Below are 26907 nucleotides of genomic sequence, written 5' to 3' on the forward strand. Positions count from 1 at the left end.
CAAAGATCAACAACAGCGCGCGAGCAACCTGTCGACTAACTGATTTGAAAGGAGATATTTTCGCCTACGCCTGCCCGTCCATCCTTGTGTCAGCAAAAAGAGAACAACACCAATGAGCACCGTGGGATCTGATGGCAACCTTGCACAAGGTTTCAAGCCTCGTCATGTAACGATGCTGTCCATCGCCGGCATCATCGGCGCCGGACTTTTCGTAGGCTCTGGTCACGCCATCGCGGCGGCCGGGCCAGCTACCATAGTTTCTTATTTCGTGGCCGGAACCCTCGTGGTACTGGTCATGCGCATGCTCGGCGAAATGGCCGTGGCACACCCTGATACCGGATCGTTTTCCACCTACGCCGACCAGGCCATCGGCCGCTGGGCCGGCTACACCATCGGCTGGTTGTACTGGTGGTTCTGGGTACTGGTAATCCCTATCGAAGCACTGGCTGCCGGGCATGTGCTGAACGCCTGGTTCCCGCAGGTGGACAGCTGGATCTTCGCCTTGGCCTCGGTACTGCTGCTGGCCTGCACCAACCTGTTCAGCGTGGCCAAGTACGGTGAGTTCGAGTTCTGGTTCGCCATCCTGAAAGTTACGGCGATTCTGGGTTTTATCGGCCTGGGCTTTGCCGCACTGATGGGCTGGCTGCCCAACCGCGAGGTCAGCGGCCTGAGCGGGCTGATGGCCGAGTACGGCGGCTTTGCGCCGAAGGGCTGGTCGGCAGTGGTCGGTGCGTTCATCACCGTGATGTTCAGCTTCATCGGCACCGAGGCGGTGACCATCGCCGCGTCCGAATCCAGCGACCCTTCGCGCAACATCGCCAAAGCCACGCGCTCGGTGATCTGGCGTATCAGCACCTTCTACATCCTGTCGATCTTCGTGATCATTTCGGTGGTGCCGTGGAACGACCCGCAGTTGGCGGTGGTGGGCTCGTACCAGCGTGCGCTGGAAATCATGAACATCCCCAACGCGGCGTTCATGGTCGACCTGGTGGTGCTGGTGGCTGTGACCAGCTGCATGAACTCGTCGATCTACATTGCTTCGCGGATGATGTATTCGCTGGCCAAGCGCGGTGACGCCCCGGCCTTCCTCAACAAGACCTCCAAGGTTGGCGTACCGCGCGCTGCAGTGTTTGGCAGCACCCTGATCGGCGCAGCCATCGCCGTGCTCAACTACTTCGCACCGAAGGGCGTGTTCGAGTTCCTGCTGGCCAGCTCCGGGGCCATCGCCCTGCTGGTGTACATGGTCATCGCCATTTCGCAGCTGCGCATGCGCCGCCGCCTGGAGCGGGAGAACACCGAGCTGAAGTTCCGCATGTGGCTGTTCCCGTACCTGACCTGGGCGGTGATCATCTTCATTGCCGGGGCGCTGGCAGTGATGATGTACACGCCCGAGCATCGGGTGGAGGTCAGCTCTACTTTGGGCCTGGCGATCGTGATTTCCTTCCTGGGGATCGTGACCTCGCGCGGCCATGCGCAACCGGTGGGGGCGCGGTCGATGGGGTGACTGAGTTCACCGGGCGGTAAGGCGAAGGGCACCCGAGGAGGGTGCCCTTTGTTTTTCTGGGCGACGGTCAGGCCTTCAACATCTCGATGTACCTCATCGCTGCCGGCGCTTTCTCGAACCGCCGGTGGATCAGGCTTAGCCACGAGCTGGCCTGGCAATCGACGATCTGCCGGTAGTTCACCTGTGGCAGGTTGATGCGCTGCACCACCGATGCCGGGACTACGGCAATGCCTTGCCCAAGGGATACCAAGGTAATCACTGCCACCAGGCTGCCGGGTTGTGGACCAAGCCTGGGCACGAAACCACCTTGCGCGGCCACTTCCAGCGTGCCGGAAATCTGCTCGGGCAGGATGAAGGTTTCGTTGGCCAGGCGCGAGGCCGGGATCTGCGGTACTTCGTTGATCCGCGAGCTGGCGGGCAGGGCGAGGACGAAACCTTCCTGGTGCAGGGCGATGGCTTCCAGTGCGTCTGGCAGCTCCATCGGTGAGCGCACGTAGGCAAGGTCGAGCAAGCCGTCGCGGACCATGCCGGGGAGTTCGGCCATGGGCAGTTCACGGATATTCAGGCGCACGCCAGGGCAGGTTTCGCTGTAGCGGCTGACGTGCTGCTGGAGCATGCCCGAGTAGGCGGCCGAGGCCACGTAGCCCAGTTCGATACGCCCGCTTTCGCCACGGGCGGCCCTTTGTGCGCCCAGTTGCGCCGCATCGAACTGGCGCACGGCGTGCTCCGCCTCGATCAACAACGCCTGGCCGGCGGCGGTCAGGTTGACCTCGCGCTGGCTGCGCTCGAACAAGCGCACACCCAGCTCGCGTTCCATGTCCTGGATCTGCCGGCTGAGGGTGGGCGGGGCGATGCCCAACTGCTCGGCGGCCCGGGTGAAATGGCCGTGGCGGGCGACGCAGAGAAAATAGCGGAAATGGCGGATTTCCATCAGGTGTTACCTGCAGGGTAATGACGCGGGCCGCCGGGGCTAACAAGCCTTGGCGCAGGCGGCGGTATGGTAAGGCCAACACTACAAGGCTGGTGGCTTGGCGGCAAAGCCTGCCTGTGCAATTGCAGGGTACCGCTTTGCACAGGGGCTGCAGCGCTTTCGGAGGTTACGCAAAACCTGTGGGAGCTGGCTTGCCTGCGATGGGCTGCAAAGCAGCCCCGGCGATGCTGCAAGCTGACAGTACCTCCGAGCCAGCCCGCTCAGCTTCCGGAGCCCCATCATGCCCTCTGCACGTTTCACCCTGCTCACTGCCTCCCTGGTCTGTGCCCTGATCATTCTCGACACCAACATCGTCGCGGTCAGCCTGCCCAGCATCGCCCGCGACCTGTCCGGCTCGTTCGCCGATATCGAGTGGGTAGTCAGCGCCTACCTGCTGGCCTTCGCCGCCTGCCTGTTGCCCGCCGGCAGCCTGGCCGACCGTTTTGGCCGGCGGCGCATGCTGCTGCTCGGCCTGGTGCTGTTCGGTTTGGCCTCGCTGGCGTGTGGTGCCGCGCCCAACCTGCTGTTCCTTGACCTGGCCAGGGCCGCCAAGGGTGTTGGGGCTGCTTTGTTGCTGACCTCGGCCCTGGCCGCGATCGGCAACCGCTTTCATGAGCCGCAGGAGCGCATGCGCGCGTGGGCTTTCTGGGGTGCCTGCATGGGCGCCACCATCACCTTTGCGCCGTTATTGGGCGGGATAATCGCCAGCACCCTGGGTTGGCGCTGGATCTTCTACATCAACCTGCCGCTGGTAGCGCTGCTTGCCGTGATGGTAATGCGCAGTGTCGAAGAATCTCGCGACACCGACGCCGCCCGGCTCGACCCATGGGGCAGCCTGACCTTCGCCGGCAGCCTGGGCTACCTGATCTGGGCGATGATCGATGCCAACCAGGTGGGCTGGGGCAGCGCGCAAACCCTTGGGCGGCTGGTGATCAGCGCCTTCCTGTTCGGCTTGTTCGTCATGGTCGAGCGCAGCCAGGCACGGCCGATGATCGACCTGCGGCTGATGCGCAGCGGGCGTTTCGTCGGCGCCCTGCTGGGCATGTTCGCGTACGCCGCTTGCGCCCAGGTGATGATGACCTTGCTACCGCTGTACCTGCAGAACGGCCTGCAGCTTTCGGCCCTGGCCGCTGGCGCAGGCATGTTGCCGTTCGCCATTGCCATGTTGGTGACGCCGCGGCTGGGCATGCGCCTGGCCACCCGCTTGAGCCCGGCGCAGGTGTTTGCGTTGGGCCTGGTGCTGGTGGGGGTGGGCAACCTGCTGTGTGCCTGGGCCGCCGGGTTTGGCGGCTATGCAGCCTTTGCCCTGGCCAGCCTGGTGCTGGGGGCGGGTGCCGGGCTGCTAAATGGCGACACCCAGAAAAACATCATGGCTTGTGTGCCACGCCAGCGTACCGGGATGGCTTCCGGGTTAAGTACAACTACGCGCTTCGGGGCCATCGTCCTGGCTATCGGTTTACTGGGGGGCGTACTGGCCGCCCGCAGCGGGCAATTGCTTCACGAAGCCCTGGTTGCCGTAGCGCCATCGCAAGTGGGCCAGGTTGCTGCGATGGCCACGCGGGTAGCGGCGGGCGACCTGCAGGCGGCCCTGGCGCTGCTTGATCCGGGCTTGCGTGAAGCGGTGGCACCCTTGGCCCGCCAGGCGTTCATGGGTGGCTTCGAGGCCGTGTTGCAGGTTGCGGGCTTTGCAGCGCTGGTGTTCGCGGTGGTGGTTGGCGTGCTGCTGAGCCGCCCGCTGCCCGTTACGCAGGAAACGCTACTGGCGCAAAGCCAACCCCTGTAAAAGGCCTGTATCCACACCGGCGAAACCGCTTTGAAACCGCACTCGGATGAGTAGGTAGCTGACCGCGGTTATTTCACCCTTGCGCGCAACTAATACAACCGGAAAATGTCATTTCACTGCGCGCCAGCAATGGCGCGTGGATGATGCTGGCGCTGGCCAGTAAAACTACACCGAGGCAAGGAGCTTCCCGTGCACAACGACGACTATTCCGACCAGCTATCAATCCCGGCGGACCAACTACCGCCAGGCGTTTTTCCGCCGATGCCGGGCTTCACCATCGCCGACCTGCTTTATGTTGCTTACCAACCCACTGAAACGCTACTTGAAAAGCGCGATATCGACCCGGGCCTGATTCGCGAAACCAGCATCGCGTTTGCCAGCCATCTGTATCAGGCGCTGGAAAGAGAGGATATCCAGTATCAGATCGCGAGCTGGTACCAGAAGCCCTATGACCACCCTGAAAAGCGTGTGCGCAGTGTGGAAATCATCGCTGAACAATCCGGGACCATAACGTTAAAAGCTGTCGCTGAGTCATTGAAGGGCTCACCGCTGCGGCAACTGGGTAAAGACTTCTATATGGAATACATCGAGCTGGCCGGTTATGCCATCAAGAACCACATCCTGAAGTTGAACGACCCCGAGTTTGACCCGTTTGCGAGCCGCGATAGTGAATAAGGTTTAAGTGCTGGAAGCGCCCGCGATGTGGTGCCTCCAGCTATCCGAAAAATAAATGAGGTGTTTTCTCATTCTCGTTCGGCTTGTAGAGAAGGCCGGAATACAGGCCAGCCCGCCGACCCCTCTACGGAGCGAGAAAATGAGTTTGACCCCGGTTTCACAGCGCCATCCATTGAGCCGTGCTGTGCACGCTGCTTTCCTGGGCCTGGTTGTCAGCAGCGCTGCGCTGCCTGCGCTTGCACAAGAGGCAACCGCTGAGCGCAACAACCAGGTCCAGCAATGGAATATTCCTGGGGGCCCACTGGCCCCGGCGCTTGACCACTTTGCGCGCCAGGCCGGTATCAGCCTGTCCTTCGACGCACAGAGCGTAGCCAACCGCAACACGGCGGGTGTGCAGGGTGCGCTGGGTACGTCGGCTGCACTCTCGTCGTTGTTGCAGGGGACCGAGCTTCAGGCTGAACAGCAAGGCCCGAGTGCTTACCTGGTGGTACCGCAGCCAAAGCCGACCGGCCCGCTGGAACTGGGCGCGACCGAGGACTACCGCCTGGCGCCCGTCATCATCAACGCCAAGGTCAAGGCCAGTGCCGACGATGACACCAACTCGGTGGTTGCCAAGGAACTGTGGGTGGGTGGCAAGGTGGCGACCAGCATCCTCAACACGCCAGCCTCCGTGTCGGTAGTGACCAACAAGGAAATGCAGCAGCGCAGCGTCAGCACCACGGAAGAGGCGCTGCAATACACCCCTGGTGTGGTCAGCGACTTCTACGGCTCGGACGACCGCAACGACTACTTCCAGATCCGCGGCTTCCAGGCCACCACTTACCGTGACGGCCTGACCTTGAGCTCGATGCGCGGTGTGCGTGAAGACCCGTTCGCCTATGAGCGCATCGAAATTCTGCGCGGCGCCAACTCCACCCTGTTCGGCCCGGCAGACCCAGGCGGCTCGGTCAACTTCGTGACCAAGCAGCCGCGCTTCGAAAAATTTGGCCAGGGCTATGTCACCTACGGCTCGTATGACCATGCCGAAACCGGTATCGATGTAGGCGACGCCCTGAACGACGAACAGACGCTGGCCGGCCGCTTCACTGCCAAGATGCAGAACAGCGACCGTGAGTACGACCACTCGCAGGACGATAACCGGTTCGTGATGGGCGGCCTGACCTGGGCGCCTACCGACTTCACTTCGGCTACCGTGATCCTCGACTACCTGAAGACCAACAGCTCGCCAAACAGCGGTGGCTACCCACTGGACAAGGAATACGACCGCAGCGATTTCTACGGCGAGCCCGGCTACAACTTCCACGATGTCGAGCGCACCAGCCTCAGCGGCAACATCACCCACGACTTCGACAACGGCTTCACGCTGCGCGGCAACCTGCGCTACAGCGAGTTGAGCGATGACTTTGGCTATGTCTACCTGAGCGACAGCGCTTCGCGGGTTGGCACCACCATACCGCGCTACGTGTTCGGCACCGACAGCGATGCCGATCAGCTCAACGGCAACCTGATGCTGCAATACGATGCCCAGTTCGAGCACATCGACAGCAGCACCCTGGTGGGTGTGGAATACCTCGACTCCACCACCAAACAGAGCTCCGTATACAGCCTGGCGCCCTCCATCGATATCGCCAACCCAGTGTTCACCGGCGTGCCGGGCGGCATCACGCCCTATACCCGCAAGAAGAACGACGCCACCACCAAGGCCGTGTTCCTGCAGCAGAACCTGTCCTTCCATGACCGCTTGATCGCTACAGCGGGTGTGCGTAATGACTCCATGGACCTGTCCAGCACGGAGTACGTCGGCGGGGTGAGCAAGCAAAGCGACAACTTCTCTGAAACGTCCTACCGTGGCGCGCTGACTTACATCGTCAACGATGAAGTCTCCACTTATGTGAGCATGGTGGAATCTGTTTCGCCCCCGCAGGTTGGAGTAACGCCGCAGACCGGCAGGCAGTACGAAGTGGGTGTGAAGTACTCGCCAGTGGGCATGGATGCGTTGTTCTCTGCTGCCGTTTATGACCTGACCCAGGAAAACGTCACCATCGCCGTCGTGCTGCCGAGCGGCATCATCGAGCAGCAGACGGTGGGCGAGTCCCGTGCCCGCGGCCTGGACCTGGAAGCCAAGGCGCAAGTCACGCAAAACCTCAGCCTGATCGGTGCCTATTCCTACATGGAAACTGAGGTGCTGCGCGGCGCGCTGTATGACGGCAGTTCGCTCAAGGGCAAGGAATTCACTGTGGCGCCGAAGCATACGGCTTCGCTGTGGAGCTACTACGACATTGCCAACACTGATGTGAGCGTTGGTCTGGGTGCCAGGTACGTTGGTGGTTATTACATGGATGCTGCCAACACCAAGAAGAGCGACGGTACCACGCTGTTTGACGCGGCCTTGAACTACAAGATTGCCAAAGGGACTGACCTTGCCCTGAATGTCAGCAACCTGTTTGACGAGCAGCATGTGGTGGGGTCGGGGACGGCGAATTACTACAACCCGGGGCGTGAGGTTACGGCGAAGGTGAGTTACAGCTGGTAAGGCGGGTAGGGGGCACGGACTCCGTCCGTGTTCTCGAGCAAATCAGCCCCTGCAGGTGTGCAAAACACTGACGTCTGCAAAGATGCCTGTAGGGGTAACTGCCCTGGGTGTAAGCACCAAGGAAAACGGCAGCAGCGAGCTCAGCGGCAACTGCTTGAGCGTCGAGAGGGAGGGATCGGAATGTCGCTCAGATTGTATTTGGCGAAGTTCAAATCATGATCCTCGCCCGCATATCCTCGCCGTCTACATCCATGCCAACCTCGACAAACCCAAAGCTGGAATAGAACCCTTTGGCTACGATGTTGTTGGGGTTGTAGCAAATTTCAATTTCTTTCAAATATTCGATCTGTTTTATTTCCTGCAGGGCGAGACCTAGGGCTACTCTACCGATGGACTTCTGCTGATGTTCTTTGTCCACCATAAAGCGCCAGATGGAGACTTTTTCTTTTGATTCCTGCACCCACATAAAGAAGCCCACGGGCTCTTCATCCGCTATGATGGCGCGTGTGAAGTAACCTGGGTTGTATGCAGCCTCAACGAGCGACCAAGTATTACTAGCCACGTAGTCCTCCTGCTCCTCAGTGACCTCCAGTTCACAAATTACCTCATAGTTTTGTTGGGTTATTTGGGCGAGTGAGATTTCCATAGCGTCTCCTGAGTTTTCTCCTGGCGGTACCTTTGGTTTGTGTTCTTACTCTTTCGAATGTCCTAGCCATTCTTGGTAAGTGATACGGCTAATGTGTTCTGTTCGGTAGTCTTGGAGGAATGGGTTATATTTGTTTTCTTCCGTGTGGTGAAAGCGAAAGCCACACTTCGATTGAGCAGCATGGGACTGGATGTTGTCGGCGAAGTAACCACACCATAGTGCTTTGAGGCTCAGGTTTTCAAAAGCATGTCGCATCACTTCACGCACTGCTTCCGGAATCAGGCCTTTGCCCCAGTACGGCACACCGATCCAGTAGGCTATTTCCCCTTCCTGCTCACTGATTTCAAAATGGCTGTTGCTGCCTATGAGAATGCCCACACAACCCACAGCACGGCGATTTTCCTTCAATTCGACCGCGTACACCTCTGGGTGATTGAAGACTGTGCGGATGATGTCGGCACTGTTCTCCACACTGGTGTGCGGGGGCCAGCCAGCGATGGGGCCGACTCGGGCGTCTTTGGCATATTCGTATAGATCAGCGGCGTCTGTGTCTTGCCACGGGCGCAGCAAGAGTCGTTCTGTTTTAAGTGTCATATCCTGTACTCGTAGTGGATTGGTGTGTTCGGGATAGAGTATTGGGAGACAGGGCATCGGTACATGCCAGTAACTCGGCTTCTTCGGTACTTTTCGAAACAATCGCGCCACGCAGTGATACGATGATGGCTACTGTTTGTTGTAGCGCTGAGGCACTATGCATCACATTCCGAAGCTCTCCGTTCCTGACGATCCGATGCGGATGGGAGAAACCACGCTAGCGGAAGGGCGTGGTTTGCCGCTCTCCTTCGGTCATGCTTACTTGACGCTGCTGGTGTGCCTCTCCGGTAGTGCCCACTTCACTCTCAACTTCAAAGAGCATGCGGTCAGGCGCGGTGGTGTGATGCTGCTAGCTGAGGACACTATTGCCTTGCTCAAACGTCGCTCGCGCCGCTTCAAGGTTTTCTTCTGCCTGATGCCGAAAAATTTTGCAGCGGAGGTAGCCTACCCGCTGCCAAATAGCTTGTTCGTATTTCTGCATGACCACCCTCATTGCGTTCCATCCAAGGACGACATGCCGCTGGTAGAGGGGTGGGTGGCACAGATGCGTAACGTTGCGCAGACTTGTCCCACATACCAACGCATCATGTTGCGCAATCAGCTGCAGAACCTCTTTTTGAAAATAGCCGAGCAATTGCCAGCCACTCCCATAGAAAACAGTGGCTTCAACCGGCAGGAAATGCATTGTTGGCGCTTCTGGGAGTTGATTGGCAAACACTGCCGCCGCTACCGAGATGTGAAGTTCTATGCCGATGCACTGAATATCACACCGTTCTACCTGTCGCAGTTGACCAATGCGTTTTTCAATGAAACTCCCAAGGGCCTGATCGATCGGCAGGTAACCTTGGAAATCAAGGCTCTTCTTTCGTACAGTGACTTATCTATTGGCCGTGTGGCCGAGGAACTGAACTTCGCCGACGCATCGTACTTGTGTCGCTACTTCAAGCGCCAAACGGGTGTTTCGCTCTCCCGTTATCGTAAGCACAAGAAGGCGGAGGGGGACTGACCTGCGGTCAAAATAAGTAGTCAAAAGACGGTGTGTTGGCCTGGAACGCCGAAGTGGCGATCAACGATTGAACGGTTGAAAGAGCGCTTTCCGCACTCCCATGATATGGCCGCCACCTAGGTCAGATGGCGGCGGCTGGTAGGCCTAGCGGTTTGGGTTTCAACGCATCATGCCGAGTTCGGCATCATCCAGTAGCGCTTTGCCCAAAGCGCAAAGGTAGTGCGCAGCCCAGATCAGCTTGGGCTTGTCTTCCATCAGGCCATCAATAGTCAGGTCCCGCGCGTAGCCCATCAGTTCCGAGGCCTGTTCGCGGGCGTTCTGGCAAGGGATGCCGGGTTCGATGCGGAACAGTGGGTGAGTCTGGTTTTCGCCTTGAAAGAAGATGGTTTTGCCGACGGTGCAGTTCGTGTCTTCGGTGGTCATTGATCAATCTCCCTGGTCTGGTGGTTGCCTGGGCTGGCCCTGTCGCCGGCAAGCCGGGCTCCCACAGGTTTTCTGCTCGATATGCGAATCAGTGCATCGGTTGCGGGTTCGCTGGCTGCTGTATTTGCACCAGCGCTGATTCGAGCAATCGGCGCAGGGTTTCGAGCTCGTGCATCGAGGCCATGATCAACACCGATGCGGGCGACCTGGGCTGCATCAGCATCGCCTGCTGGGCTACGGCTTCTGCGCAGAGTGCGTAGTCCGTGGCCATCATGATCGTGTCTTCCAGGGAGTGGAGGTGGTGGGGTGGGTCGGGGACTATCTTCAACATGATTGCTTCCATTTCAGGGCCGTCACCATCTGCTGTCAAACAGAGGGTGGCAGCTGTACGCGGGTTGACAGACCGGCGGAAACAACAAGTTCCGGCGCACGCAAGCGTGCCCGCACGTACAGCCGCCATAAGGACGAGCCGTTTTGTTGTTTACCGTCGCGACCTGTCAAAGTCATGCCGTTGATGAGCAACGACCCACCGAGACTAAAACCCCGAAAAAATGACCGCAACGGAAAACAGGCGCTGGGAGTATCTTTGGGAAACGCCCTACAAGAAAGGGGGTAAATCCGATTTTTCGGCCCGCAGGGCCCAAAATCCAGGCACAAAAAAAGACGCCCGAGGGCGTCTTCTTCTTTGGATTTGGTGGAGCCGGGGGGATTTGAACCCCCGTCCGCCAGTACTCCGCTGTCGGTACTACATGCGTAGCCGTGTCTACTGATTTAATCCGCAGCCGCCCGACGGGCAGGGTGCTTTGGATGAGTTGTGTAAGTTTTAGTCACTTCGCCCACAACGTGCTACGCGACGATCCTGTTCTGTATGACAATCAGTTCGGGTTTACAGGCATCCCCTAGTGATTGCTGGAGCCGAAGCTACCAGAAGCAACGGGTCAAGAAGACTGCTTACGCAGCCAGCTTGTACTCCGCGCCGTAGTTATCGTCATTGGCAACTATAAAAGTTGCAACAGTGGATTTACGAGTTCTGTTACCAACTCGGCATGCACCTAGAGTTTCGCTACCGGCGTCGAATCCTAATCGGCCCCACACTAGCGTTACGCTAACGCACCTTACGGCACGTGGGATGGAGTATACGCCATTGCGCGGGCGACGTCGACAGCCGGTCCTGTCGCCCGCATCAAGGCTCACGCGCCGCCGCCGCCGCTGCCGGAGCTGCTGCCTTTTTCGGTTTTTTCCAGGCGCTCCAGCACTTTGCTGGTGATGGCGATGCATTCCTTGGTATCGCCCGAAGCCTGGGCGGCCTTGGCTTTGTCGACGTGCTCGGTGAGGGCCTTGTCCAGGCCTTCGGAGGTGGCGCCGGCGGTGGCCATGCTGTCGTCGATCTTTTGCAGGTTGGTGGTGCAGAGGTCATCGGCGGCGAACACCGGCGAAGCCAGCAGGGTGGCGGCCGCGAACAGGGCCGAAAGCGCGGTACCTTTCATGGGTGTCTCCTCTGGGGCCTCTGGAAGGTGGGCCTGTAGGGTGGACTGTGGGGGATTGGCGGGGGTTCAATCGGGATGGTGGCGGGATTGATTGGCAGTGGGACCGGGGTGGCTGCTGGGTTCGCCTTGGAATGCGCGGCGCCTGGGAGATCAAGCGCCGCCCGCGCGGTGCTCGATCTCCCAGGCGCTGCAACCCCCACGCCGAACCGCTCCCGGCCTAGATGCTGCGTGGGCGGGTGACGCGGTCTACCAGGTAGACCAGGCCGTGGTAGTCGATGCCGCTGTGGCTCGACAGGCCTATCTCGCAGGTGCGGCTGGTGGAGATGCCTTCGCTGCAATACTGCACCGCGTCCTTCAGGCTGCGCAGCGAGTGGGCGTTGAGCTCGGGGGTGGTGAAGCCTTTGTCACCTGCAAACCCGCAGCAATGGATGCCTTCGGGGATTACCACCTGTTTGCTGCAGCGCCGCGCCAGGTCGATCAGCGCCTGGCTTTCGCCCAGGTGCTGGGTGCTGCAGGTCACGTGCACGGCCACCGGCTCGTCCTGGGGGGTGAACTCCAGGCGGTCAAGCAGGTGGGTGCGGATGAAGCGCACCGGGTCGTACAGGTCGAGGCGGGTTTCGCCCAGGTCTTGCACCAGGCGCAGCGTGCAGGGGCTGGTGTCGCAGTAGATCGGGTCAAGGCCGCCGCGGCTGGCGTGCAGCAGGGCGGTGATCAGCTCCTGGCGCTTGTGCTCGGCCTGTTCGGGGTAGCCCTTGGAGGCGAAGGGCTGGCCGCAGCACAGGCTGTCGGCGTTGTCGGGGAACACCACTTGGTAGCCGGCCTTTTCCAGCAGGGCGCGGGTTTTGTCCAGCAGCGAGCTTTGCTCGCGGTCGGCATAGGCCGGGCCCATCACTCGTGACACGCAGGCTGCCAGGTACACCACGCGGGGGCGTGCGTCGTTGCTGGCCGGGCCGAAGCTGATCGGGCGCAGGGGTTGTGGCATGGCCGGGGTCCACTGGGGTAGGCGGCCTTTGCTGGCGTTGCTCAGCGAGGCGCTCAGGCGGCCCAGGCGCGGGGCGCCGAGCAGCTTGCGTGCAGTGTTGGCGGCCGTGAGGGTAAGGCGGGCGCCACCCAGTGCGGTGTGGAAGTGCTCGGCCAGCCAGTCGGCGGTCTTGTTGTGTCCGGCGGCCTGGCTGCGCAGCTTTTTCACCAGCTCGCCGGTGTTGATACCGACCGGGCAGCGCTGGGCGCACAGACCGGTGGCGGCGCAGGTGTCGAGGCCTTGGTACTGGTAGGTCTGCATCAGTTCGCGGGTGTCGATGCCGGCACGTTGCTTGGCCTGGATGTCCCGCCACATGACGATGCGCTGGCGCGGGCTGAGGGTAAGCCCTTTGGACGGGCACACCGGTTCGCAGAAGCCGCATTCGATGCACTTGTCGACGATTTCGTCGGCTGCTGGCAGCGGCTTCAGGTTTTTCAGGTGGATATCAGGGTCTTCGCTCAGCACCACGTCGGGGTTGAGGATGCCGTTGGGGTCGAGCAGGCGCTTGAGCTTCCACATCAACTGGTAGGCGTCATGGCCCCATTCCAGTTCCACGAACGGTGCCATGTTGCGCCCGGTGCCGTGCTCGGCTTTCAACGAGCCGCCGAACTCCACCGCCACCAGTTGCGCCACGTCGTCCATGAACGCCTTGTAACGGGCGACTTCCGCGGCGCTGTTGAAGCCTTGGGTGAAGACGAAGTGCAAGTTGCCTTCCAGCGCATGGCCAAAGATGATCGCTTCGTCGTAGCGGTGCTTGTCGAACAGCAGGATCAGGCGGTTGACGCCTTCGGCCAGTTGCTCGACGGGGAAGGTCACGTCTTCGATGATCACCGTGGTGCCGGTCTGGCGCACGGCGCCGACGGCGGGGAAGGTGTCCTTGCGGATTTTCCACAGCTGGTTGTACACGGCTGGGTCTTCGCTGAAGTCCACTTGCTGTTCCAGCGGGAAGTCGGCAATCGAGGCCATCACCTGGCGCAGTTGCTCGTGCAGCAGGCTCTGGCTGGCGGCGCGGGACTCGATCAGCAGGGCGCAGGCGTTGTCTGACAGGCCTTTTACCCACAGCGGCATGCCGGGCATGTTCTGCACCGAGCGCAGGCTGCGGCGGTCGAGCAGTTCCACCGCCGAGACTGGCTGCTGCTTGAGCACGGGCACCGCGCGGCAGCAGCTTTCGACGCTGGGGAACACCAGCAAGGCGCTGGCCTTGTGCGGGTGATCAGGCACGGTGTCGTAGGTGACGGCGCTGATGAAGCCCAGCGTGCCTTCGGAACCGACCAGCAGGTGCTGCAGGATGTCCAGCGGTTGGTCGTAGTCCACCAGTGCGTTCAGCGACAGGCCGGTGGTGTTCTTCAGCCGGTATTTGTGCCGGATGCGCTCGGCCAGCGCGGTGTTGGCGCGGGTCTCGCGGGCCAGGCGGGCCAGCGATTCCAGCAGCTCGGCGTGGCTGCTTTCAAAGGCGGCAACGCTGGCCGGGTCTTCGCTGTCGAGGCGGGTGCCGTCGGCCAGCACCAGGCGCAGGCCGGCCAGGGTGTGGTAGGTGTTCTGCGCGGTGCCGCAGCACATGCCGCTGGCGTTGTTGGCAACGATGCCGCCAATCTTGCAGGCGTTGATCGACGCCGGGTCGGGGCCGATCTTGCGCCCGAAGGGGGCCAGCCAGGCGTTGGCCTGGGCGCCGATCACGCCCGGTTGCAGGCGGATCTGCTCGCCCTGGCCACGGATTTCGCGGCCGTTCCAGTTATCGCCGAGCACGATCAGTACCGAGTCGGTGATGGCCTGGCCAGACAGGCTGGTGCCGGCTGCGCGGAAGGTGACCGGCACCCGCTCGCGCTGGGCCAGTTTGATCAGGCCGACCACTTCGTCCTCGGACTCGACGCGCACCACCAGCTTGGGGATCAGCCGGTAGAAGCTGGCGTCGGTGCCGAAGGCCAGGGTGGACGTGGGGTCGTCGAAGCGGCGTTCGGCGGGTATCAGGCGCTCGGCATCACGCAGAAACGCGGCGGGCAAGCTCATGCAGTCTCCTCGCGGGGCCGTGGCGTCTGTGCGCCACATGCCCCGGGTCAATCAGGCGGTGTTTCTTGCAGGCGGTCAGGCGCCCAGTTCGCGTACCAGCGAGTCGCGGGTGATCTCGCTGATCGACTTGGCGCCGGTCAGCACCATCGCCACGCGCATTTCCTTCTCGAACAGCTCCAGCAGGTTCTTCACCCCGGCCTCGCCGTGCACGGCAAGGGCGTAGAGGAAGGCGCGGCCGATCAGTACGGTGTCGGCGCCCAGGGCGATCATGCGCACCACGTCGAGGCCACTGCGGATGCCGGAGTCGGCCAGAATTTTCAGGTCGCCTTTGACGGCGTCGGCAATTGCCGGCAGGGCGCGGGCGCTGGACAGCACCCCATCGAGCTGGCGGCCGCCGTGGTTGGACACCACGATGCCGTCGGCGCCGAACTTGACCGCATCGCGGGCGTCATCGGCATCGAGAATGCCCTTGATGATCATCGGGCCGTCCCAGTACTCGCGGATCCACTCCAGGTCTTTCCAGGAGATGGACGGGTCGAAGTTGTTGCCCAGCCAGCCGATGTAGTCGGCCAGGCCGGTGGGGTTGCCGCGGTACTTTGAGATGTTGCCCAGGTCGTGCGGGCGGCCCATCACGCCGACATCCCACGCCCACTCGGGGTGGGTCATGGCTTGCAGCACACGGCGCAGCGGGCCGTTGCGGCCGCTCATGCCCGAGTGGGCATCGCGGTAGCGGGCGCCGGGTACGGGCATGTCGACGGTGAACACCAGGGTCTTGACCCCGGCGGCCTTGGCCCGCTCCAGGGCGTTGCGCATGAAGCCGCGGTCCTTGAGCACGTACAGCTGGAACCACATCGGCCGGTTGATCGCCGGGGCCACTTCTTCGATCGGGCACACCGACACGGTAGACATGGTGAACGGGATGCCATGGGCCGCAGCTGCACGCGCCGCCTGCACTTCGCCGCGGCGCGCGTACATGCCGGTGAGGCCGACCGGGGCCAAGGCCACCGGCATGCTGAGGGTTTCGTCGAACAGCTTGGTTTCCAGGCTGAGCTCGGACATGTTGTTCAGCACGCGCTGGCGCAGGGCAATGCCGGCCAGGTCCGACACGTTGTGGCGCAGGGTGTGCTCGGCGTAGGCGCCGCCGTCGGCGTAGTGGAACAGGAAGGGAGGCAGCTTGCGTTGGGCCGCGGCGCGATAGTCGGTAGAGGCAGAAATGATCATGGATTCTCGCAGCGTTGCTTGTGGGGAGTGCCGGGCGCGCAATGGCGCCCGGCCCCTTTCACTTTAGTGATGAACCAGCATGCCGGTCAGCCAGTAAGCCTGGACCAGGGTGATCAGGCCGACGATGGTGGCAAAGAACAGGCTGTGCTTGACGGTGAAGCGGAACAGGTCAGATTCCTTGCCCACCAGGCCGGTGGCGGCGCAGGCCACGGCAATGGACTGCGGCGAGATCATCTTGCCGGTCACGCCGCCGCTGGTGTTGGCCGCTACCAGCAGGGTGTCGTTGACGCCGATCTGGTGCGCAGTGGTGGCCTGCAGCGAGCTGAACAGGGCGTTGGACGAGGTGTCCGAGCCGGTCAGGAATACGCCAAGCCAGCCAAGGAACGGCGAGAAGAACGGGAACGCGGCGCCGGTGCCGGCCAGTACCAGGGCCATGGTCGAGGACATGCCCGAGTAGTTGGTGACGAAGGCGAAGGCCAGCACCATGCCGATCGACAGGATAGGCCAGCGCAGCTCCCAGAACGTTTCCTTGAAAGTGGTCAGACCAGTTTTGAAGTTGATCTTCAACACCGCCATGGAGATCAGCGCCGAGAGGAAGATCGCGGTGCCGGTGGCGGAGATCGGGTCGAGCTTGAACACCGCTGGCATGGCAGTGGGCGCGGCAACGATCGGTGCGGTCTTGATCACCAGTTGGTCGAGGTGCGGGATGGCGAAGTTGAAGACGAAGTTGTACATGGCACCGCCCGGGGCGAACGCTGCCTTGAACGGCTTCAGGGTCCAGATGGTGACCAGTACGGTCAGGATCAGGAACGGCGACCAGGCCTTGAAGATTTCACCAAAGCTGTAAGGGCTTGGCTGGCTGCCGCTTGATTGCACAACGGCTGCGCCGACGCTGCCTTTGGCTTCGCTGAACGAACGCTTTGGCTGCCAGACTTTCAGGAACAGGGTGAGGCAGATCAGGCTGGCCAGTGCCGAGGTGATGTCGGGCAGCTCAGGGCCGATGAAGTTCGAGGTGAAGTACTGGGTAACGGCGAAGCTCAGGCCGGCGACCAGGGCGGCAGGCCAGGTTTCCTTCACGCCGCGCAGGCCGTCCATCATGAACACCAGCCAGAACGGCACGAACAACGACAGCAGCGGCAGCTGGCGGCCGGTCATGGCGCCGATGTGGAAGGCGTCGATGCCGGTGACCTGGCCGGCCACGATGATCGGGATGCCCAGGGCGCCGAATGCCACCGGTGCGGTGTTGGCGATCAGGCACAGGCCGGCGGCGTATAGCGGGTTGAAGCCCAGGCCCACCAGCAGCGCGGCAGTGATTGCCACGGGGGCGCCGAAGCCCGCCGCGCCTTCCAGGAAGGCACCGAAGCAGAAGCCGATCAGCAGCACTTGCAAGCGCTGGTCGTCGGTAATCGACAGCACCGAGCTGCGGATCACTTCGAACTGGCCACTCTTGACCGTGAGTTTGTACAGGAACACCGCGGCAACGATGATCCATGCGATTGGCCAGAGGCCGTAGAGGAAGCCATAACCCGCGGCAGCGAGGGCCATGTCGACAGGCATCTGGAAGGCAAAGATCGCCACCAGGATCGACAGCGCGAGCGTGATGCTGCCCGCTACGTGGCCTTTCAGGCGGAACACGGCGAGGGCAAGGAAGAAGAACACGATAGGGATGACTGCCGCCAGTGCGGACAGGCCAAGACTACCAAGCGGGCTATAGAGTTGTTGCCAGGTTTGCATATGGGGTGGCCCCTAATTGTTGTTGGTCAGCACTGGCATTGGATAATTGGTAAGACCAATTTACAATGGCTGGTCGCTAGGTTAAAAGCGCTGTCGTGGGTGTGTCAATTTGTCCTGTGCAAAACTTTGGTCGTGTGCCGATGAGCGGGCGCCTGATGCGCATGCAAAATCGTGGCTTGATGGGTGTTTGCGCGGCGTGGATCGGCGAGAATAGGCGCCCCCTGAAATCTGCCGGGGGTTTGTGGAGAGCATGTGATGGTTTTTGATCAGGTCCGCCAACGGCGCCTGTCCGACGACATCGTCGATCGGTTGGAAGGGATGATTCTGGAAGGCACGCTGACCTCGGGGCAGCGGCTGCCGGCCGAACGCGCCCTCGCCGAGCAGTTCGGCGTGTCCCGCCCGTCACTGCGTGAGGCGATCCAGAAGCTGGTGGCCAAAGGGCTGCTGGTCAGCCGCCAGGGCGGCGGCAATTTTGTTGCCGAGTCACTGGGCTCTACCTTCAGCGACCCATTGCTGCAGTTGCTCGAGCACAGTGCCGAGGCGCAGCGCGACCTGCTTGAATTTCGCCATACCCTGGAGGCGTCGTGTGCCTATTACGCCGCCCAGCGTGCCACCGAGCCGGACCGGGCACGCTTGAAGGCGGCCTTCGATGCGTTGCAGGACTGCTACAGCAGGGTCGATGAAGTCACTCGGGCGGAGGAGGGTGTGGCCGATGCACGCTTCCACCTGGCGATTGCCGAGGCCAGCCATAACGCGGTGCTGCTGCACACCATTCGTGGTTTGTTCGACCTGCTCAAGCGCAACGTGGTGACCAACATTGGTGGCATGTACCAGCAACGCACCGAAACCCGGGACATGTTGATCAGCCAGCACCGGGAACTGTACCTGGCGATTGTCGAGGGCAGGGCGGAGGATGCACGGGAGGTGTCCAGCCGGCACATTCTGTATGTGCAGGAGGTGCTGCAAGAGGCACACGAAGAGGCGCAGCGGGTGGCGCGGGCAGAGCGGCGCAGCGGGCGCTGAGATCAGTGCTGGATTCTTCGCGGGCACGCCCGCTCCCACAGGATGGGCGCCGGGTTTGAACCTGGCGCGGTCCCTGTGGGAGCGGGCGTGCCCGCGAAGAGGCCGGAACAGGCTAAAGACCGATTAGTCTTCCTTGCCCTTGTTCCGCACGACCCGCTGCAGCTCGCGGTTGGAATCGCGTTCGCGCACGGTGTCGCGCTTGTCGTATTCCTTCTTGCCCTTGCCCAGCGCAATTTCGCACTTGATCAGGTGCTTGCTCCAGTACAGCGACAACGCCACGCAGGTGTAGCCCTTTTGCGCTACAGCCGCTTCCAGCCGCTCGAGCTCGCGCTTGTTCAGCAGCAGCTTGCGAGTGCGGATGGGGTCGGCGATGACGTGGGTGCTGGCAGTGGTCAGCGGGGTGATGTGGCTGCCGAACAGCCAGGCTTCACCGTCCTTGAGCAGCACGTAACTGTCAACGAGGTGCGCCTTGCCAGCTCGCAGGCTTTTTACTTCCCAGCCGGACAGGACCAGCCCGGCCTCGAACTTGTGTTCGATGAAGTAATCGTGTCGCGCTTTTTTATTTTGCGCGATGGTCCCGGTCGGATGTTTTTTTTGCTTAGCCATAGGGGCGGCATTATAGGCAAGTCCGTGCGTCGTCCGCTATGGGATTTCGGTGTGCTTGAGCCACTGCAATGAATACCGGACAATACAGGCCTGTCTTGGTGACAGAACCTGTTTTCGGCACGCTGCGAAGCGCCGCCACCCAGCCTTGGAAGTGACGCCTGGATGACAACCCATATTCAACGCTCCGCCCTGCTGCCATACCCCGCCCAGGCGCTCTATGATCTGGTCAACGATGTGGCCAGCTACCCAGAGTTTTTGCCGTGGTGCTCGGCCTCGACGGTGATCGACGCCAGCGACACGCACATGCACGCCAAGCTCGAGGTGGCCAAGGGCGGCATGAGTCAGTACTTCGTCACGCGTAACGTGCTGGTGCCGGGGCAGTCTATCGAGATGAACCTTGAGGAGGGGCCGTTCACGCAGTTGCATGGCGTGTGGGTGTTCAAGCCGCTGGGTGAAAAGGCCTGCAAGATCAGCCTGGACCTGTCTTTCGATTATGCCGGGCCGATTGTGCGCGCCACCTTGGGCCCGCTGTTCAATCAGGCGGCCAACACGCTGGTCGATGCTTTCTGCCAGCGTGCCAAGCAACTGCATGCCTGACAGATACGGCGAAAACAAAAAGCCCGGACCAGGTCCGGGCTTTTTTGTGACTGCTGTTCCCGCTCAGCGGGTTTCCAACGGAGCCGGCGTCGGGACCGGGGTGGTCTCGATGGTGTCGATTTCGCGCTGGATGGACTCTTCCACCGAGCCTGGCTTGGCTGGTTTTTCTTCAGGCTGAGCTGCTGGCTGCGCTGTCTGGCCTGGCTCGGTGGCCGGGCTGACTGTGGTGTCGCTGCTGCCCCCCAGGATTTCCTGGTCGCGGCTGACGCCTGGCATGAAGTCGCCCGACAAGCTGACCAGTTGGTCGCTCTCGTTGAAGAAGATGCTCATGCGCTCTTGCTGGCGTTTACCACCGCCAGGCTGCAGGCTGTACAGGTAATCCCAACGGTTGGTGTGGAAGGTATCCTGAATCAGCGGGTTGCCCATGATAAACCTTACTTGCCGGCGGGTCATTCCCGGGCGTAATTGGTCTATCATGTCCTGCGTGACGACATTGCCCTGCTGGATGTCGATTTTGTAAACCCCGGGAAACGAGCAACCGGCGAGTGCGAGCAGTCCCACTAGGGTGAGGCTGGTTAGCAAGAGCTTGGTGTTTTGCATCGGTGGGCGACTTCCACTATCTTGGCTGGACAACGTAAACCCCGATCATACCCGTATTAAGAGAAGCTGCGAAGCAGCATCGGCGAGAAAGCTGACCATGGTTGAAAATAGCGAATTACGCAAAGCCGGTCTCAAGGTGACCCTGCCTCGAGTCAAGATCCTTCAGATGCTCGATTCCACCGAGCAGCGTCACATGAGTGCCGAGGATGTTTACAAGGCACTGATGGAAGCAGGCGAGGACGTAGGCCTGGCCACCGTCTATCGCGTACTGACCCAGTTCGAAGCGGCGGGTCTGGTGGTTCGCCACAACTTCGACGGCGGCCACGCAGTGTTCGAGCTGGCCGATGGCGGTCACCACGACCATATGGTGAACGTGGATACCAGTGAAGTCATCGAATTCATGGATGCCGAAATCGAGAAGCGCCAGCGCGAAATCGTAGCCGAGCATGGCTTCGAGCTGGTGGACCACAATCTGGTCCTGTATGTGCGTAAGAAGAAGTAACGATTTTTTATCGTTATGAATGACAAAGGCGACCTTCGGGTCGCCTTTGTGCTTTCTGCTTCGGCAGATTAATTTGGTTGTCTGCACTGGCCCTATCGCCGGCAAGCCAGCTCCCGCAGGTACACCCCATATCCCAGGTCCTGTGATCACCCTGTGGGAGCTGGCTTGCCGGCGATAGGGTCAGTACCGGTAGCATCAAGCCTTGCCAGAAACCACCATCTTGCGCGCATGCGCCAGGGATTCCTTGGTCAGGTCAATGCCGCCCAGCATCCGCGCCACTTCTTCTACCCGCTCACGCTTGCCCAGGCTGGCCACGGCGGTGTGGGTGGTGTCGCTGTTGCGCACTTTGTGCACAAACAGGTGGTGATGCCCTTGCGCGGCTACCTGTGGCAGGTGAGTCACGGTCAGCACCTGGCCGCGCTCTCCCAGGCGGCGCAACAACTGGCCGACAATTTCGGCAGTAGGGCCGCCGATACCCACGTCGACTTCGTCGAATACCAGGGTAGGAATGCGCGATGTCTGTGCGGTAATCACCTGGATCGCCAGGCTGATACGCGACAGTTCGCCACCCGAAGCTACCTTGGCCAGGCCCTTGAGCGGTTGGCCGGGGTTGGCGCTGACCAGCAGTTCGATCTGCTCCAGACCATGCGGTGACAGGTCTGCGCCCTCGGTGGGCGTCAGCTCGATGCGGAAACGCCCGCCGGGCATGCCCAGGCGCTGGATTTCCTGCTCTACGGCGCCCGCCAGTTGCTGGGCGGCTTGCTGGCGCAGGGCGCTGAGTTCACGGGCCCGCTCTTTGTAATGCTGTGCGAAAGCCGCCAGTTCCTCGCCCAGCCGCTCGATCGACTCGTCACTGGCGTTCAGGCCTTCGATTTCTTCCATCAGTTGTTGCTGCAGGTGCGGCAGTTCAGTGGGGTGCACGCGGTGTTTGCGCGCGAGTGTATAGATGGTGTCGAGACGTTCTTCCAAAGCCTGCAGGCGCATCGGGTCGGCGTCGAAGTTGTCGAGGAAACGGTTGAGCTCGCCCACGGCTTCTTCTATCTGGATCTGTGCGCTGGCGATCAGGTTGGCGGCCTCGCCCAGGGCCTTGGGTGAGTGGGTGGCAGCGCCCAGCCGGTTGAGGCTGGAGGTGAGGGCGCTGAGCACGTTGCCCGAATCGCTTTCACTGCACTGGTCGATCACTTGGCGACAAATGCCGAACAGCGCTTCGGCGCTGGTCAGGTTCTTGTGCTCCTGCTCCAGTTGCTCCAGTTCGTGCTCGCCCAGGCCGAGGTTGTCCAGTTCTTCCAGCTGGTAGCTTAGCAACTGATGACGGGCGCGCTGCTCGTCACCTGAATTGGACAGCCGCTCCAGCTCCAGGCGGGTCTGGTTCCAGCGCTTGGCCGCCAGATGCACCTGGCGGGCCAGGTCGACGGCGCCGGCGTACTCGTCGAGCAGGCGGCGGTGGGTGTCGGTTTTCAGCAGCGACTGGTGCTCGTGCTGGCTGTGGATATCGATAAGCAGCTCGCCCAGCGCCTTGAGGTCGCCCAGCGGGCACGGCGTGCCGTTGATGTAGCCGCGGCTGCGCCCTTCGGCGGTGATTACCCGGCGCAGGATGCATAGCCCGTCGTTGTCCAGGTCGCGTTCGGCCAGCCAGGCATGGGCTTCCGGGATGTCTACCAGGTCGAAGGTGGCGAGGATGTCTGCCTTGTCGGTGCCAGGGCGCACCACGCCACTGTCGGCACGGTCGCCAAGGGCCAGGCCGAGGGCGTCGAGCATGATCGATTTGCCGGCACCGGTCTCGCCCGTGATGACGGACATGCCGCGGGCAATTTCGAGGTCGAGGTGCTCGACGATGGCGTAGTTGTGAATGGACAGGTGCACCAGCATGAGGGGCGGCTCCCGAAAGTCAGGTCTGGTTATTTATACAGTACTTTTTTCAGGCCTGCCAATGCCCCCTGCCAGATTCTGTTGCAACCCGGAAAACCACCTTGCCCCTTGAAGCTGGTTTTTCCGGCCCCATATAGCCGACATCACAGGCGAGCCTGGCTCGCAGTCCACAAAATTGCGCAGGAGAGACCCCATGGCTGATGAACAGCTGAACGAGAAAGACCTTAACGTGGAAGAAACCGGTGCAGGCACTGCAGCTGACACCCGTGTTCTGGAGCTCGAGGAACAGCTGGCCGCAGCCAAGGACCAGGCGCTGCGCGCCGTTGCCGACGTGCAGAACGTGCGCCGTCGTGCCGAGCAGGATGTGGAGAAAGCCCACAAGTTCGCCCTGGAGAAGTTCTCCAGCGACCTGCTGCCGGTCATCGACAGCCTGGAACTGGCCCTGGCCCACTCCAGCGCCGAGGATGAGCACGTCAAGCAGATCCGCGAAGGCGTCGAGCTGACCCTGAAAATGTTCCAGGACACCCTCAAGCGCTACAACCTCGAAGCAGTCGACCCGCACGGCCAGCCGTTCAACCCTGAGCACCACCAGGCCATGGCCATGCAGGAAAACGGCGAAGTCGAGCCAAACAGCGTGCTGAATGTGTTCCAGAAGGGTTACCTGCTGAACGGCCGCCTGCTGCGCCCCGCCATGGTGGTGGTCAGCAAGGCGCCGAGCGCGGCGCAACCCTCGATCAATGAAAAGGCTTGAAATCCTTCCGGGCAACCCCATCTAGGTGTCAAGCCTTCAAGTATTACCGCAGTTGGCCAAAGTAGTCGCTGCTACCAAATTCAAGTTTCGGGAGAGTTAACATGGGTAAAATCATCGGTATCGACCTGGGGACCACCAACTCGTGCGTCTCCATTCTGGAAAACGGTAACGTCAAAGTCATCGAAAACGCCGAAGGTGCGCGTACCACCCCTTCGATCGTGGCCTACGCCAACGATGGCGAAATCCTGGTGGGTCAGTCGGCCAAGCGCCAGGCTGTGACCAATCCGCACAACACCCTGTTCGCAGTGAAGCGCCTGATTGGCCGCCGCTTCGAAGAAGACGTTGTGCAAAAAGACATCAAGCTGGTGCCGTACAAGATCGTCAAGGCGAACAACGGTGACGCCTGGGTCGAGGCTGCTGGCAAGGAAATGGCTCCGCCGCAAATCAGCGCCGAAGTCCTGAAGAAAATGAAAAAGACTGCCGAAGACTACCTCGGCGAGCCAGTCACCGAAGCGGTCATCACCGTTCCGGCCTACTTCAACGACAGCCAGCGTCAGGCCACCAAAGACGCCGGCCGCATCGCTGGCCTGGACGTAAAACGCATCATCAACGAGCCGACCGCCGCTGCACTGGCTTATGGCATGGACAAGGCCAAGGGCGACCACACTGTCATCGTTTATGACCTGGGTGGTGGTACCTTCGACGTTTCGGTCATCGAAATCGCCGAAGTCGACGGTGAGCACCAGTTCGAAGTACTGGCTACCAACGGCGACACCTTCCTGGGTGGCGAAGACTTCGACATGCGCCTGATCGACTACCTCGTCGACGAGTTCAAGAAAGAGTCGGGCATGGACCTGAAGAACGATCCTCTGGCCCTGCAGCGCCTGAAAGAAGCCGCAGAAAAAGCCAAGATCGAGCTGTCTTCCGCTCAGTCGACCGACGTCAACCTGCCGTACATCACTGCAGATGCCACCGGTCCTAAGCACCTGAACGTGAAGATCTCCCGCGCCAAGCTGGAGTCGCTGGTCGAAGACCTGGTCAAGCGTACCATCGAGCCTTGCCGCATCGCCCTGAAAGACGCCGGCATCGACGCCAGCAAGATCGACGACGTGATCCTGGTCGGCGGTCAGACCCGTATGCCGCTGGTGCAGAAAGAAGTTGCCGACTTCTTCGGTAAAGAAGCACGCAAGGACGTCAACCCGGACGAAGCAGTTGCCATGGGCGCTGCCATCCAGGGCGCTGTACTGGCCGGTGACGTGAAAGACGTACTGCTGCTGGACGTCAGCCCGCTGACCCTGGGTATCGAAACCATGGGCGGCGTGATGACCGCGCTGATCGAGAAGAACACCACCATCCCGACCAAGAAGTCGCAGGTGTTCTCGACTGCCGATGACAACCAGGGCGCCGTGACCATCCACGTACTGCAGGGTGAGCGCAAGCAGGCTGCGCAGAACAAGTCGCTGGGCAAGTTCGACCTGGCTGACATTCCGCCAGCACCACGTGGCGTTCCACAGATCGAAGTCACCTTCGACATCGACGCCAACGGCATCCTGCACGTAGGCGCGAAAGACAAGGCTACCGGCAAGACTCAGTCGATCGTGATCAAGGCCAACTCCGGCCTGTCGGACGAAGAGATCGAGCGCATGGTGCGTGACGCCGAGGCTAACGCCGAGGAAGACCGCAAGTTCGAAGAGCTGGCCGCTGCCCGTAACCAGGGTGATGCGCTGGTTCACTCGACCCGCAAGATGGTTGCTGACGCGGGTGACAAGGTCACCGCTGAAGAGAAAACTGCCATCGAGGCTGCCGTTGTTGCCCTGGAAACCGCTGTCAAAGGCGATGACAAGGCTGCAATCGATGCCAAGGTCGAGGAGCTGTCCAAGGTCTCTGCCCCGGTTGCCCAGAAGATGTACGCCGAGCAGTCGGCCGAACAGCCTCAGGGTGGCGCGCAGCAGGCCGAGCCGGAAGCCAAGCACGATGACGTGGTTGACGCCGAGTTCGAAGAAGTGAAAGACAACAACAAGCAGTAATCCCTGCATGTTGTCGGCCAGCCCACCGCCGTTTGGCGGTGAGCTGGTAGGATGTCGCCGCGCGGGGGCTTGCTCCCGCGTTGGCGTATCTGGAATTCGAGAATTTTTACAGCATCTGTCAGCCAACTTTGGTGGCGCAGGCAGGTGCTGATGGCGCGGCGCAGATGCCAGACGCCCAACAAGGTGCAAATGACCTATGTCCAAGCGTGATTATTATGAGGTACTGGGTGTCGAGCGCGGCGCCAGCGAGTCTGACCTCAAAAAGGCCTATCGCCGCCTGGCGATGAAATACCACCCGGACCGCAACCCGGGTGACAAAGAGTCGGAAGACATGTTCAAGGAGGCCAACGAGGCCTACGAAGTGCTGTCTGATGCCAGCAAGCGCGCGGCGTTCGACCAGTACGGCCATGCGGGTGTCGACCCGAGCATGGGCGGTGGTGGTGCCGGCTTCGGTGGCGCCAACTTCTCCGACATCTTCGGCGATGTATTCAGCGACTTCTTCGGTGGCGGCCGCGGTGGCGGACGTGGCGGTGCCCAGCGCGGCAGTGACCTGCGCTACACCCTGGAGCTGAACCTGGAAGAAGCGGTGCGTGGCACCACGGTCAGCATCCGCGTTCCTACCCTGGTCAATTGCCAGCCTTGCGACGGTTCCGGTGCCAAGAAGGGTTCGACCCCGTCGACCTGCCCGACGTGCGGCGGCATCGGTCAGGTGCGCATGCAGCAAGGCTTCTTCTCGGTGCAGCAAACCTGCCCGCGCTGCCATGGCCAGGGCAAGATCATTACCGACCCGTGCACCTCGTGCCACGGCGAAGGCCGTGTCGAAGAATACAAGACGTTGTCGGTCAAGGTGCCGGCAGGTGTCGATACCGGCGACCGCATCCGCCTCTCGGGCGAGGGCGAGGCCGGTACCCATGGTGGCCCGACTGGCGACCTGTACGTGGTGATCAGTGTGCGTGAGCACGAGATCTTCCAGCGCGACGGCAAGCACCTGTACTGCGAAGTGCCCATCAGCTACACCGATGCCGCCCTGGGTGGTGAGCTGGAAGTGCCGACCCTTGATGGTCGCGTGAAGCTGAAAATTCCGGAAGGCACCCAGACGGGCAAGCAGTTCCGCCTGCGTGGCAAGGGTGTGGCGCCGGTGCGCGGTGGTGGTGCGGGTGACCTGCTGTGCCGTGTGGCGGTGGAAACCCCGGTCAACCTCAGCCGCCGTCAGCGCGAGCTGCTCGAAGAGCTGCGGGACTCGCTGGAAGGCGACAGTTCCCACTCGCCCAAGGCCAGTGGCTGGTTCGATGGCGTGAAGCGCTTCTTCGGCGATCTCTGACAAGGAA

General features: G+C 61.3%; 23 protein-coding genes and 1 other RNA gene. 11 read left to right on the top strand and 13 right to left on the bottom strand.

Going from position 1 to position 26907, the window contains the following annotated elements; translation table 11 throughout:
• Positions 1-112 precede the first annotated feature (112 nt).
• A complete protein-coding gene (locus tag SB756_RS23225; RefSeq protein WP_016501678.1) occupies positions 113-1504 on the top strand; it encodes an amino acid permease in 1392 nt (463 codons plus the stop codon).
• A 67-nt stretch (positions 1505-1571) separates the two neighbouring features.
• Here SB756_RS23225 and SB756_RS23230 read toward each other — a convergent pair whose 3' ends face one another.
• Positions 1572-2435 (bottom strand): LysR family transcriptional regulator, encoded by an 864-nt coding sequence (locus tag SB756_RS23230; RefSeq protein ID WP_410912016.1) that lies wholly within the window; start codon positions 2433-2435, stop codon positions 1572-1574.
• Between the two features lie 280 nt (positions 2436-2715).
• Between SB756_RS23230 and SB756_RS23235 the strand changes: the two genes are divergently transcribed.
• From SB756_RS23235 to SB756_RS23245, 3 genes are all read left to right on the top strand, one after another.
• On the top strand, positions 2716-4257 hold the full coding sequence (locus SB756_RS23235) for an MFS transporter (RefSeq protein ID WP_410912018.1): 1542 nt from the start codon (positions 2716-2718) through the stop codon (positions 4255-4257).
• Positions 4258-4446: 189 nt separating this feature from the next.
• Positions 4447-4932: a hypothetical protein gene (locus SB756_RS23240; protein WP_341796838.1), complete on the top strand. Its 486-nt coding sequence runs from the start codon at positions 4447-4449 to the stop codon at positions 4930-4932.
• Between the two features lie 139 nt (positions 4933-5071).
• Positions 5072-7465: a TonB-dependent siderophore receptor gene (locus SB756_RS23245; RefSeq protein WP_410912020.1), complete on the top strand. Its 2394-nt coding sequence runs from the start codon at positions 5072-5074 to the stop codon at positions 7463-7465.
• Between the two features lie 208 nt (positions 7466-7673).
• On the opposite strand, the gene SB756_RS23250 is transcribed toward SB756_RS23245, so the two are convergent.
• Positions 7674-8111, bottom strand: a complete 438-nt coding sequence (locus tag SB756_RS23250; RefSeq protein WP_410912022.1) for a GNAT family N-acetyltransferase — start codon at positions 8109-8111, stop codon at positions 7674-7676.
• A 45-nt stretch (positions 8112-8156) separates the two neighbouring features.
• Positions 8157-8705, bottom strand: a complete 549-nt coding sequence (locus SB756_RS23255; RefSeq protein WP_341796835.1) for a GNAT family N-acetyltransferase — start codon at positions 8703-8705, stop codon at positions 8157-8159.
• A gap of 157 nt (positions 8706-8862) precedes the next feature.
• Between SB756_RS23255 and SB756_RS23260 the strand changes: the two genes are divergently transcribed.
• A complete protein-coding gene (locus SB756_RS23260; protein WP_410912025.1) occupies positions 8863-9711 on the top strand; it encodes a helix-turn-helix domain-containing protein in 849 nt (282 codons plus the stop codon).
• Positions 9712-9870: 159 nt separating this feature from the next.
• On the opposite strand, the gene SB756_RS23265 is transcribed toward SB756_RS23260, so the two are convergent.
• The 7 genes from SB756_RS23265 to SB756_RS23295 form a co-directional block, all read right to left on the bottom strand.
• Positions 9871-10134 carry a DUF3077 domain-containing protein gene (locus SB756_RS23265; protein WP_016489250.1) on the bottom strand — a complete coding sequence of 88 codons (264 nt, stop codon included), beginning with the start codon at positions 10132-10134 and terminating at the stop codon, positions 9871-9873.
• An 88-nt stretch (positions 10135-10222) separates the two neighbouring features.
• The gene (locus tag SB756_RS23270; protein ID WP_341796832.1) at positions 10223-10465 is read right to left on the bottom strand and encodes a hypothetical protein; all 243 of its coding nucleotides are present in this window, start codon (positions 10463-10465) and stop codon (positions 10223-10225) included.
• Positions 10466-10826: 361 nt separating this feature from the next.
• Positions 10827-11225, bottom strand: a transfer-messenger RNA (tmRNA) gene (ssrA, locus tag SB756_RS23275).
• A gap of 99 nt (positions 11226-11324) precedes the next feature.
• The gene (locus SB756_RS23280; protein WP_016501659.1) at positions 11325-11621 is read right to left on the bottom strand and encodes a hypothetical protein; all 297 of its coding nucleotides are present in this window, start codon (positions 11619-11621) and stop codon (positions 11325-11327) included.
• 217 nt (positions 11622-11838) lie between these two features.
• Entirely contained in the window at positions 11839-14649 is a 2811-nt protein-coding gene (locus SB756_RS23285; RefSeq protein ID WP_410912027.1) for an FAD-binding and (Fe-S)-binding domain-containing protein, read from the bottom strand.
• 75 nt (positions 14650-14724) lie between these two features.
• On the bottom strand, positions 14725-15870 hold the full coding sequence (gene lldD, locus SB756_RS23290) for an FMN-dependent L-lactate dehydrogenase LldD (RefSeq protein ID WP_043202589.1): 1146 nt from the start codon (positions 15868-15870) through the stop codon (positions 14725-14727).
• Positions 15871-15933: 63 nt separating this feature from the next.
• On the bottom strand, positions 15934-17604 hold the full coding sequence (locus SB756_RS23295; RefSeq protein ID WP_410912029.1) for a lactate permease LctP family transporter: 1671 nt from the start codon (positions 17602-17604) through the stop codon (positions 15934-15936).
• A 255-nt stretch (positions 17605-17859) separates the two neighbouring features.
• Between SB756_RS23295 and SB756_RS23300 the strand changes: the two genes are divergently transcribed.
• On the top strand, positions 17860-18627 hold the full coding sequence (locus SB756_RS23300) for an FCD domain-containing protein (RefSeq protein WP_341796829.1): 768 nt from the start codon (positions 17860-17862) through the stop codon (positions 18625-18627).
• Positions 18628-18750: 123 nt separating this feature from the next.
• Here the strand turns inward: SB756_RS23300 and smpB are convergent, their stop codons facing one another.
• On the bottom strand, positions 18751-19233 hold the full coding sequence (gene smpB / locus SB756_RS23305) for an SsrA-binding protein SmpB (RefSeq protein WP_016501655.1): 483 nt from the start codon (positions 19231-19233) through the stop codon (positions 18751-18753).
• 162 nt (positions 19234-19395) lie between these two features.
• Between smpB and SB756_RS23310 the strand changes: the two genes are divergently transcribed.
• Entirely contained in the window at positions 19396-19830 is a 435-nt protein-coding gene (locus SB756_RS23310; RefSeq protein WP_016501654.1) for a type II toxin-antitoxin system RatA family toxin, read from the top strand.
• 63 nt (positions 19831-19893) lie between these two features.
• Here the strand turns inward: SB756_RS23310 and SB756_RS23315 are convergent, their stop codons facing one another.
• Positions 19894-20430: an outer membrane protein assembly factor BamE gene (locus tag SB756_RS23315; protein WP_016501653.1), complete on the bottom strand. Its 537-nt coding sequence runs from the start codon at positions 20428-20430 to the stop codon at positions 19894-19896.
• Positions 20431-20527: 97 nt separating this feature from the next.
• Here SB756_RS23315 and fur point away from each other — a divergent pair, with 97 nt between their 5' ends.
• On the top strand, positions 20528-20932 hold the full coding sequence (gene fur, locus SB756_RS23320; RefSeq protein ID WP_003249922.1) for a ferric iron uptake transcriptional regulator: 405 nt from the start codon (positions 20528-20530) through the stop codon (positions 20930-20932).
• A gap of 195 nt (positions 20933-21127) precedes the next feature.
• On the opposite strand, the gene recN is transcribed toward fur, so the two are convergent.
• Positions 21128-22801 (bottom strand): DNA repair protein RecN, encoded by a 1674-nt coding sequence (gene recN / locus SB756_RS23325; RefSeq protein ID WP_341796828.1) that lies wholly within the window; start codon positions 22799-22801, stop codon positions 21128-21130.
• Between the two features lie 193 nt (positions 22802-22994).
• On the opposite strand from recN, the gene grpE reads away from it, so the two are divergent.
• The 3 genes from grpE (at position 22995) to dnaJ (ending at position 26900) form a co-directional block, all read left to right on the top strand.
• A complete protein-coding gene (gene grpE, locus SB756_RS23330; RefSeq protein WP_016489179.1) occupies positions 22995-23552 on the top strand; it encodes a nucleotide exchange factor GrpE in 558 nt (185 codons plus the stop codon).
• Positions 23553-23653: 101 nt separating this feature from the next.
• A complete protein-coding gene (gene dnaK / locus SB756_RS23335) occupies positions 23654-25579 on the top strand; it encodes a molecular chaperone DnaK (RefSeq protein ID WP_341796827.1) in 1926 nt (641 codons plus the stop codon).
• 196 nt (positions 25580-25775) lie between these two features.
• Entirely contained in the window at positions 25776-26900 is a 1125-nt protein-coding gene (gene dnaJ / locus SB756_RS23340) for a molecular chaperone DnaJ (protein WP_110746145.1), read from the top strand.
• Positions 26901-26907: the final 7 nt, after the last annotated feature.

It is taken from the genome of Pseudomonas sp. SIMBA_068, from assembly GCF_046534705.1.
Classification (GTDB): Bacteria; Pseudomonadota; Gammaproteobacteria; order Pseudomonadales; family Pseudomonadaceae; genus Aquipseudomonas; species Aquipseudomonas putida.

What these genes read in the sequence shown, in the direction of transcription:
- SB756_RS23225 (WP_016501678.1), top strand. Translation starts at nt 113, where the DNA reads ATGAGCACCGTGGGATCTGATGGCAACCTTGCACAAGGTTTCAAGCCT.
- SB756_RS23230 (WP_410912016.1), bottom strand. Translation starts at nt 2,435, where the DNA reads ATGGAAATCCGCCATTTCCGCTATTTTCTCTGCGTCGCCCGCCACGGC.
- SB756_RS23235 (WP_410912018.1), top strand. Translation starts at nt 2,716, where the DNA reads ATGCCCTCTGCACGTTTCACCCTGCTCACTGCCTCCCTGGTCTGTGCC.
- SB756_RS23245 (WP_410912020.1), top strand. Translation starts at nt 5,072, where the DNA reads ATGAGTTTGACCCCGGTTTCACAGCGCCATCCATTGAGCCGTGCTGTG.
- SB756_RS23250 (WP_410912022.1), bottom strand. Translation starts at nt 8,111, where the DNA reads ATGGAAATCTCACTCGCCCAAATAACCCAACAAAACTATGAGGTAATT.
- SB756_RS23255 (WP_341796835.1), bottom strand. Translation starts at nt 8,705, where the DNA reads ATGACACTTAAAACAGAACGACTCTTGCTGCGCCCGTGGCAAGACACA.
- SB756_RS23260 (WP_410912025.1), top strand. Translation starts at nt 8,863, where the DNA reads ATGCATCACATTCCGAAGCTCTCCGTTCCTGACGATCCGATGCGGATG.
- SB756_RS23265 (WP_016489250.1), bottom strand. Translation starts at nt 10,134, where the DNA reads ATGACCACCGAAGACACGAACTGCACCGTCGGCAAAACCATCTTCTTT.
- SB756_RS23270 (WP_341796832.1), bottom strand. Translation starts at nt 10,465, where the DNA reads ATGTTGAAGATAGTCCCCGACCCACCCCACCACCTCCACTCCCTGGAA.
- SB756_RS23280 (WP_016501659.1), bottom strand. Translation starts at nt 11,621, where the DNA reads ATGAAAGGTACCGCGCTTTCGGCCCTGTTCGCGGCCGCCACCCTGCTG.
- SB756_RS23285 (WP_410912027.1), bottom strand. Translation starts at nt 14,649, where the DNA reads ATGAGCTTGCCCGCCGCGTTTCTGCGTGATGCCGAGCGCCTGATACCC.
- lldD (WP_043202589.1), bottom strand. Translation starts at nt 15,870, where the DNA reads ATGATCATTTCTGCCTCTACCGACTATCGCGCCGCGGCCCAACGCAAG.
- SB756_RS23295 (WP_410912029.1), bottom strand. Translation starts at nt 17,604, where the DNA reads ATGCAAACCTGGCAACAACTCTATAGCCCGCTTGGTAGTCTTGGCCTG.
- SB756_RS23300 (WP_341796829.1), top strand. Translation starts at nt 17,860, where the DNA reads ATGGTTTTTGATCAGGTCCGCCAACGGCGCCTGTCCGACGACATCGTC.
- smpB (WP_016501655.1), bottom strand. Translation starts at nt 19,233, where the DNA reads ATGGCTAAGCAAAAAAAACATCCGACCGGGACCATCGCGCAAAATAAA.
- SB756_RS23310 (WP_016501654.1), top strand. Translation starts at nt 19,396, where the DNA reads ATGACAACCCATATTCAACGCTCCGCCCTGCTGCCATACCCCGCCCAG.
- SB756_RS23315 (WP_016501653.1), bottom strand. Translation starts at nt 20,430, where the DNA reads ATGCAAAACACCAAGCTCTTGCTAACCAGCCTCACCCTAGTGGGACTG.
- fur (WP_003249922.1), top strand. Translation starts at nt 20,528, where the DNA reads ATGGTTGAAAATAGCGAATTACGCAAAGCCGGTCTCAAGGTGACCCTG.
- recN (WP_341796828.1), bottom strand. Translation starts at nt 22,801, where the DNA reads ATGCTGGTGCACCTGTCCATTCACAACTACGCCATCGTCGAGCACCTC.
- grpE (WP_016489179.1), top strand. Translation starts at nt 22,995, where the DNA reads ATGGCTGATGAACAGCTGAACGAGAAAGACCTTAACGTGGAAGAAACC.
- dnaK (WP_341796827.1), top strand. Translation starts at nt 23,654, where the DNA reads ATGGGTAAAATCATCGGTATCGACCTGGGGACCACCAACTCGTGCGTC.
- dnaJ (WP_110746145.1), top strand. Translation starts at nt 25,776, where the DNA reads ATGTCCAAGCGTGATTATTATGAGGTACTGGGTGTCGAGCGCGGCGCC.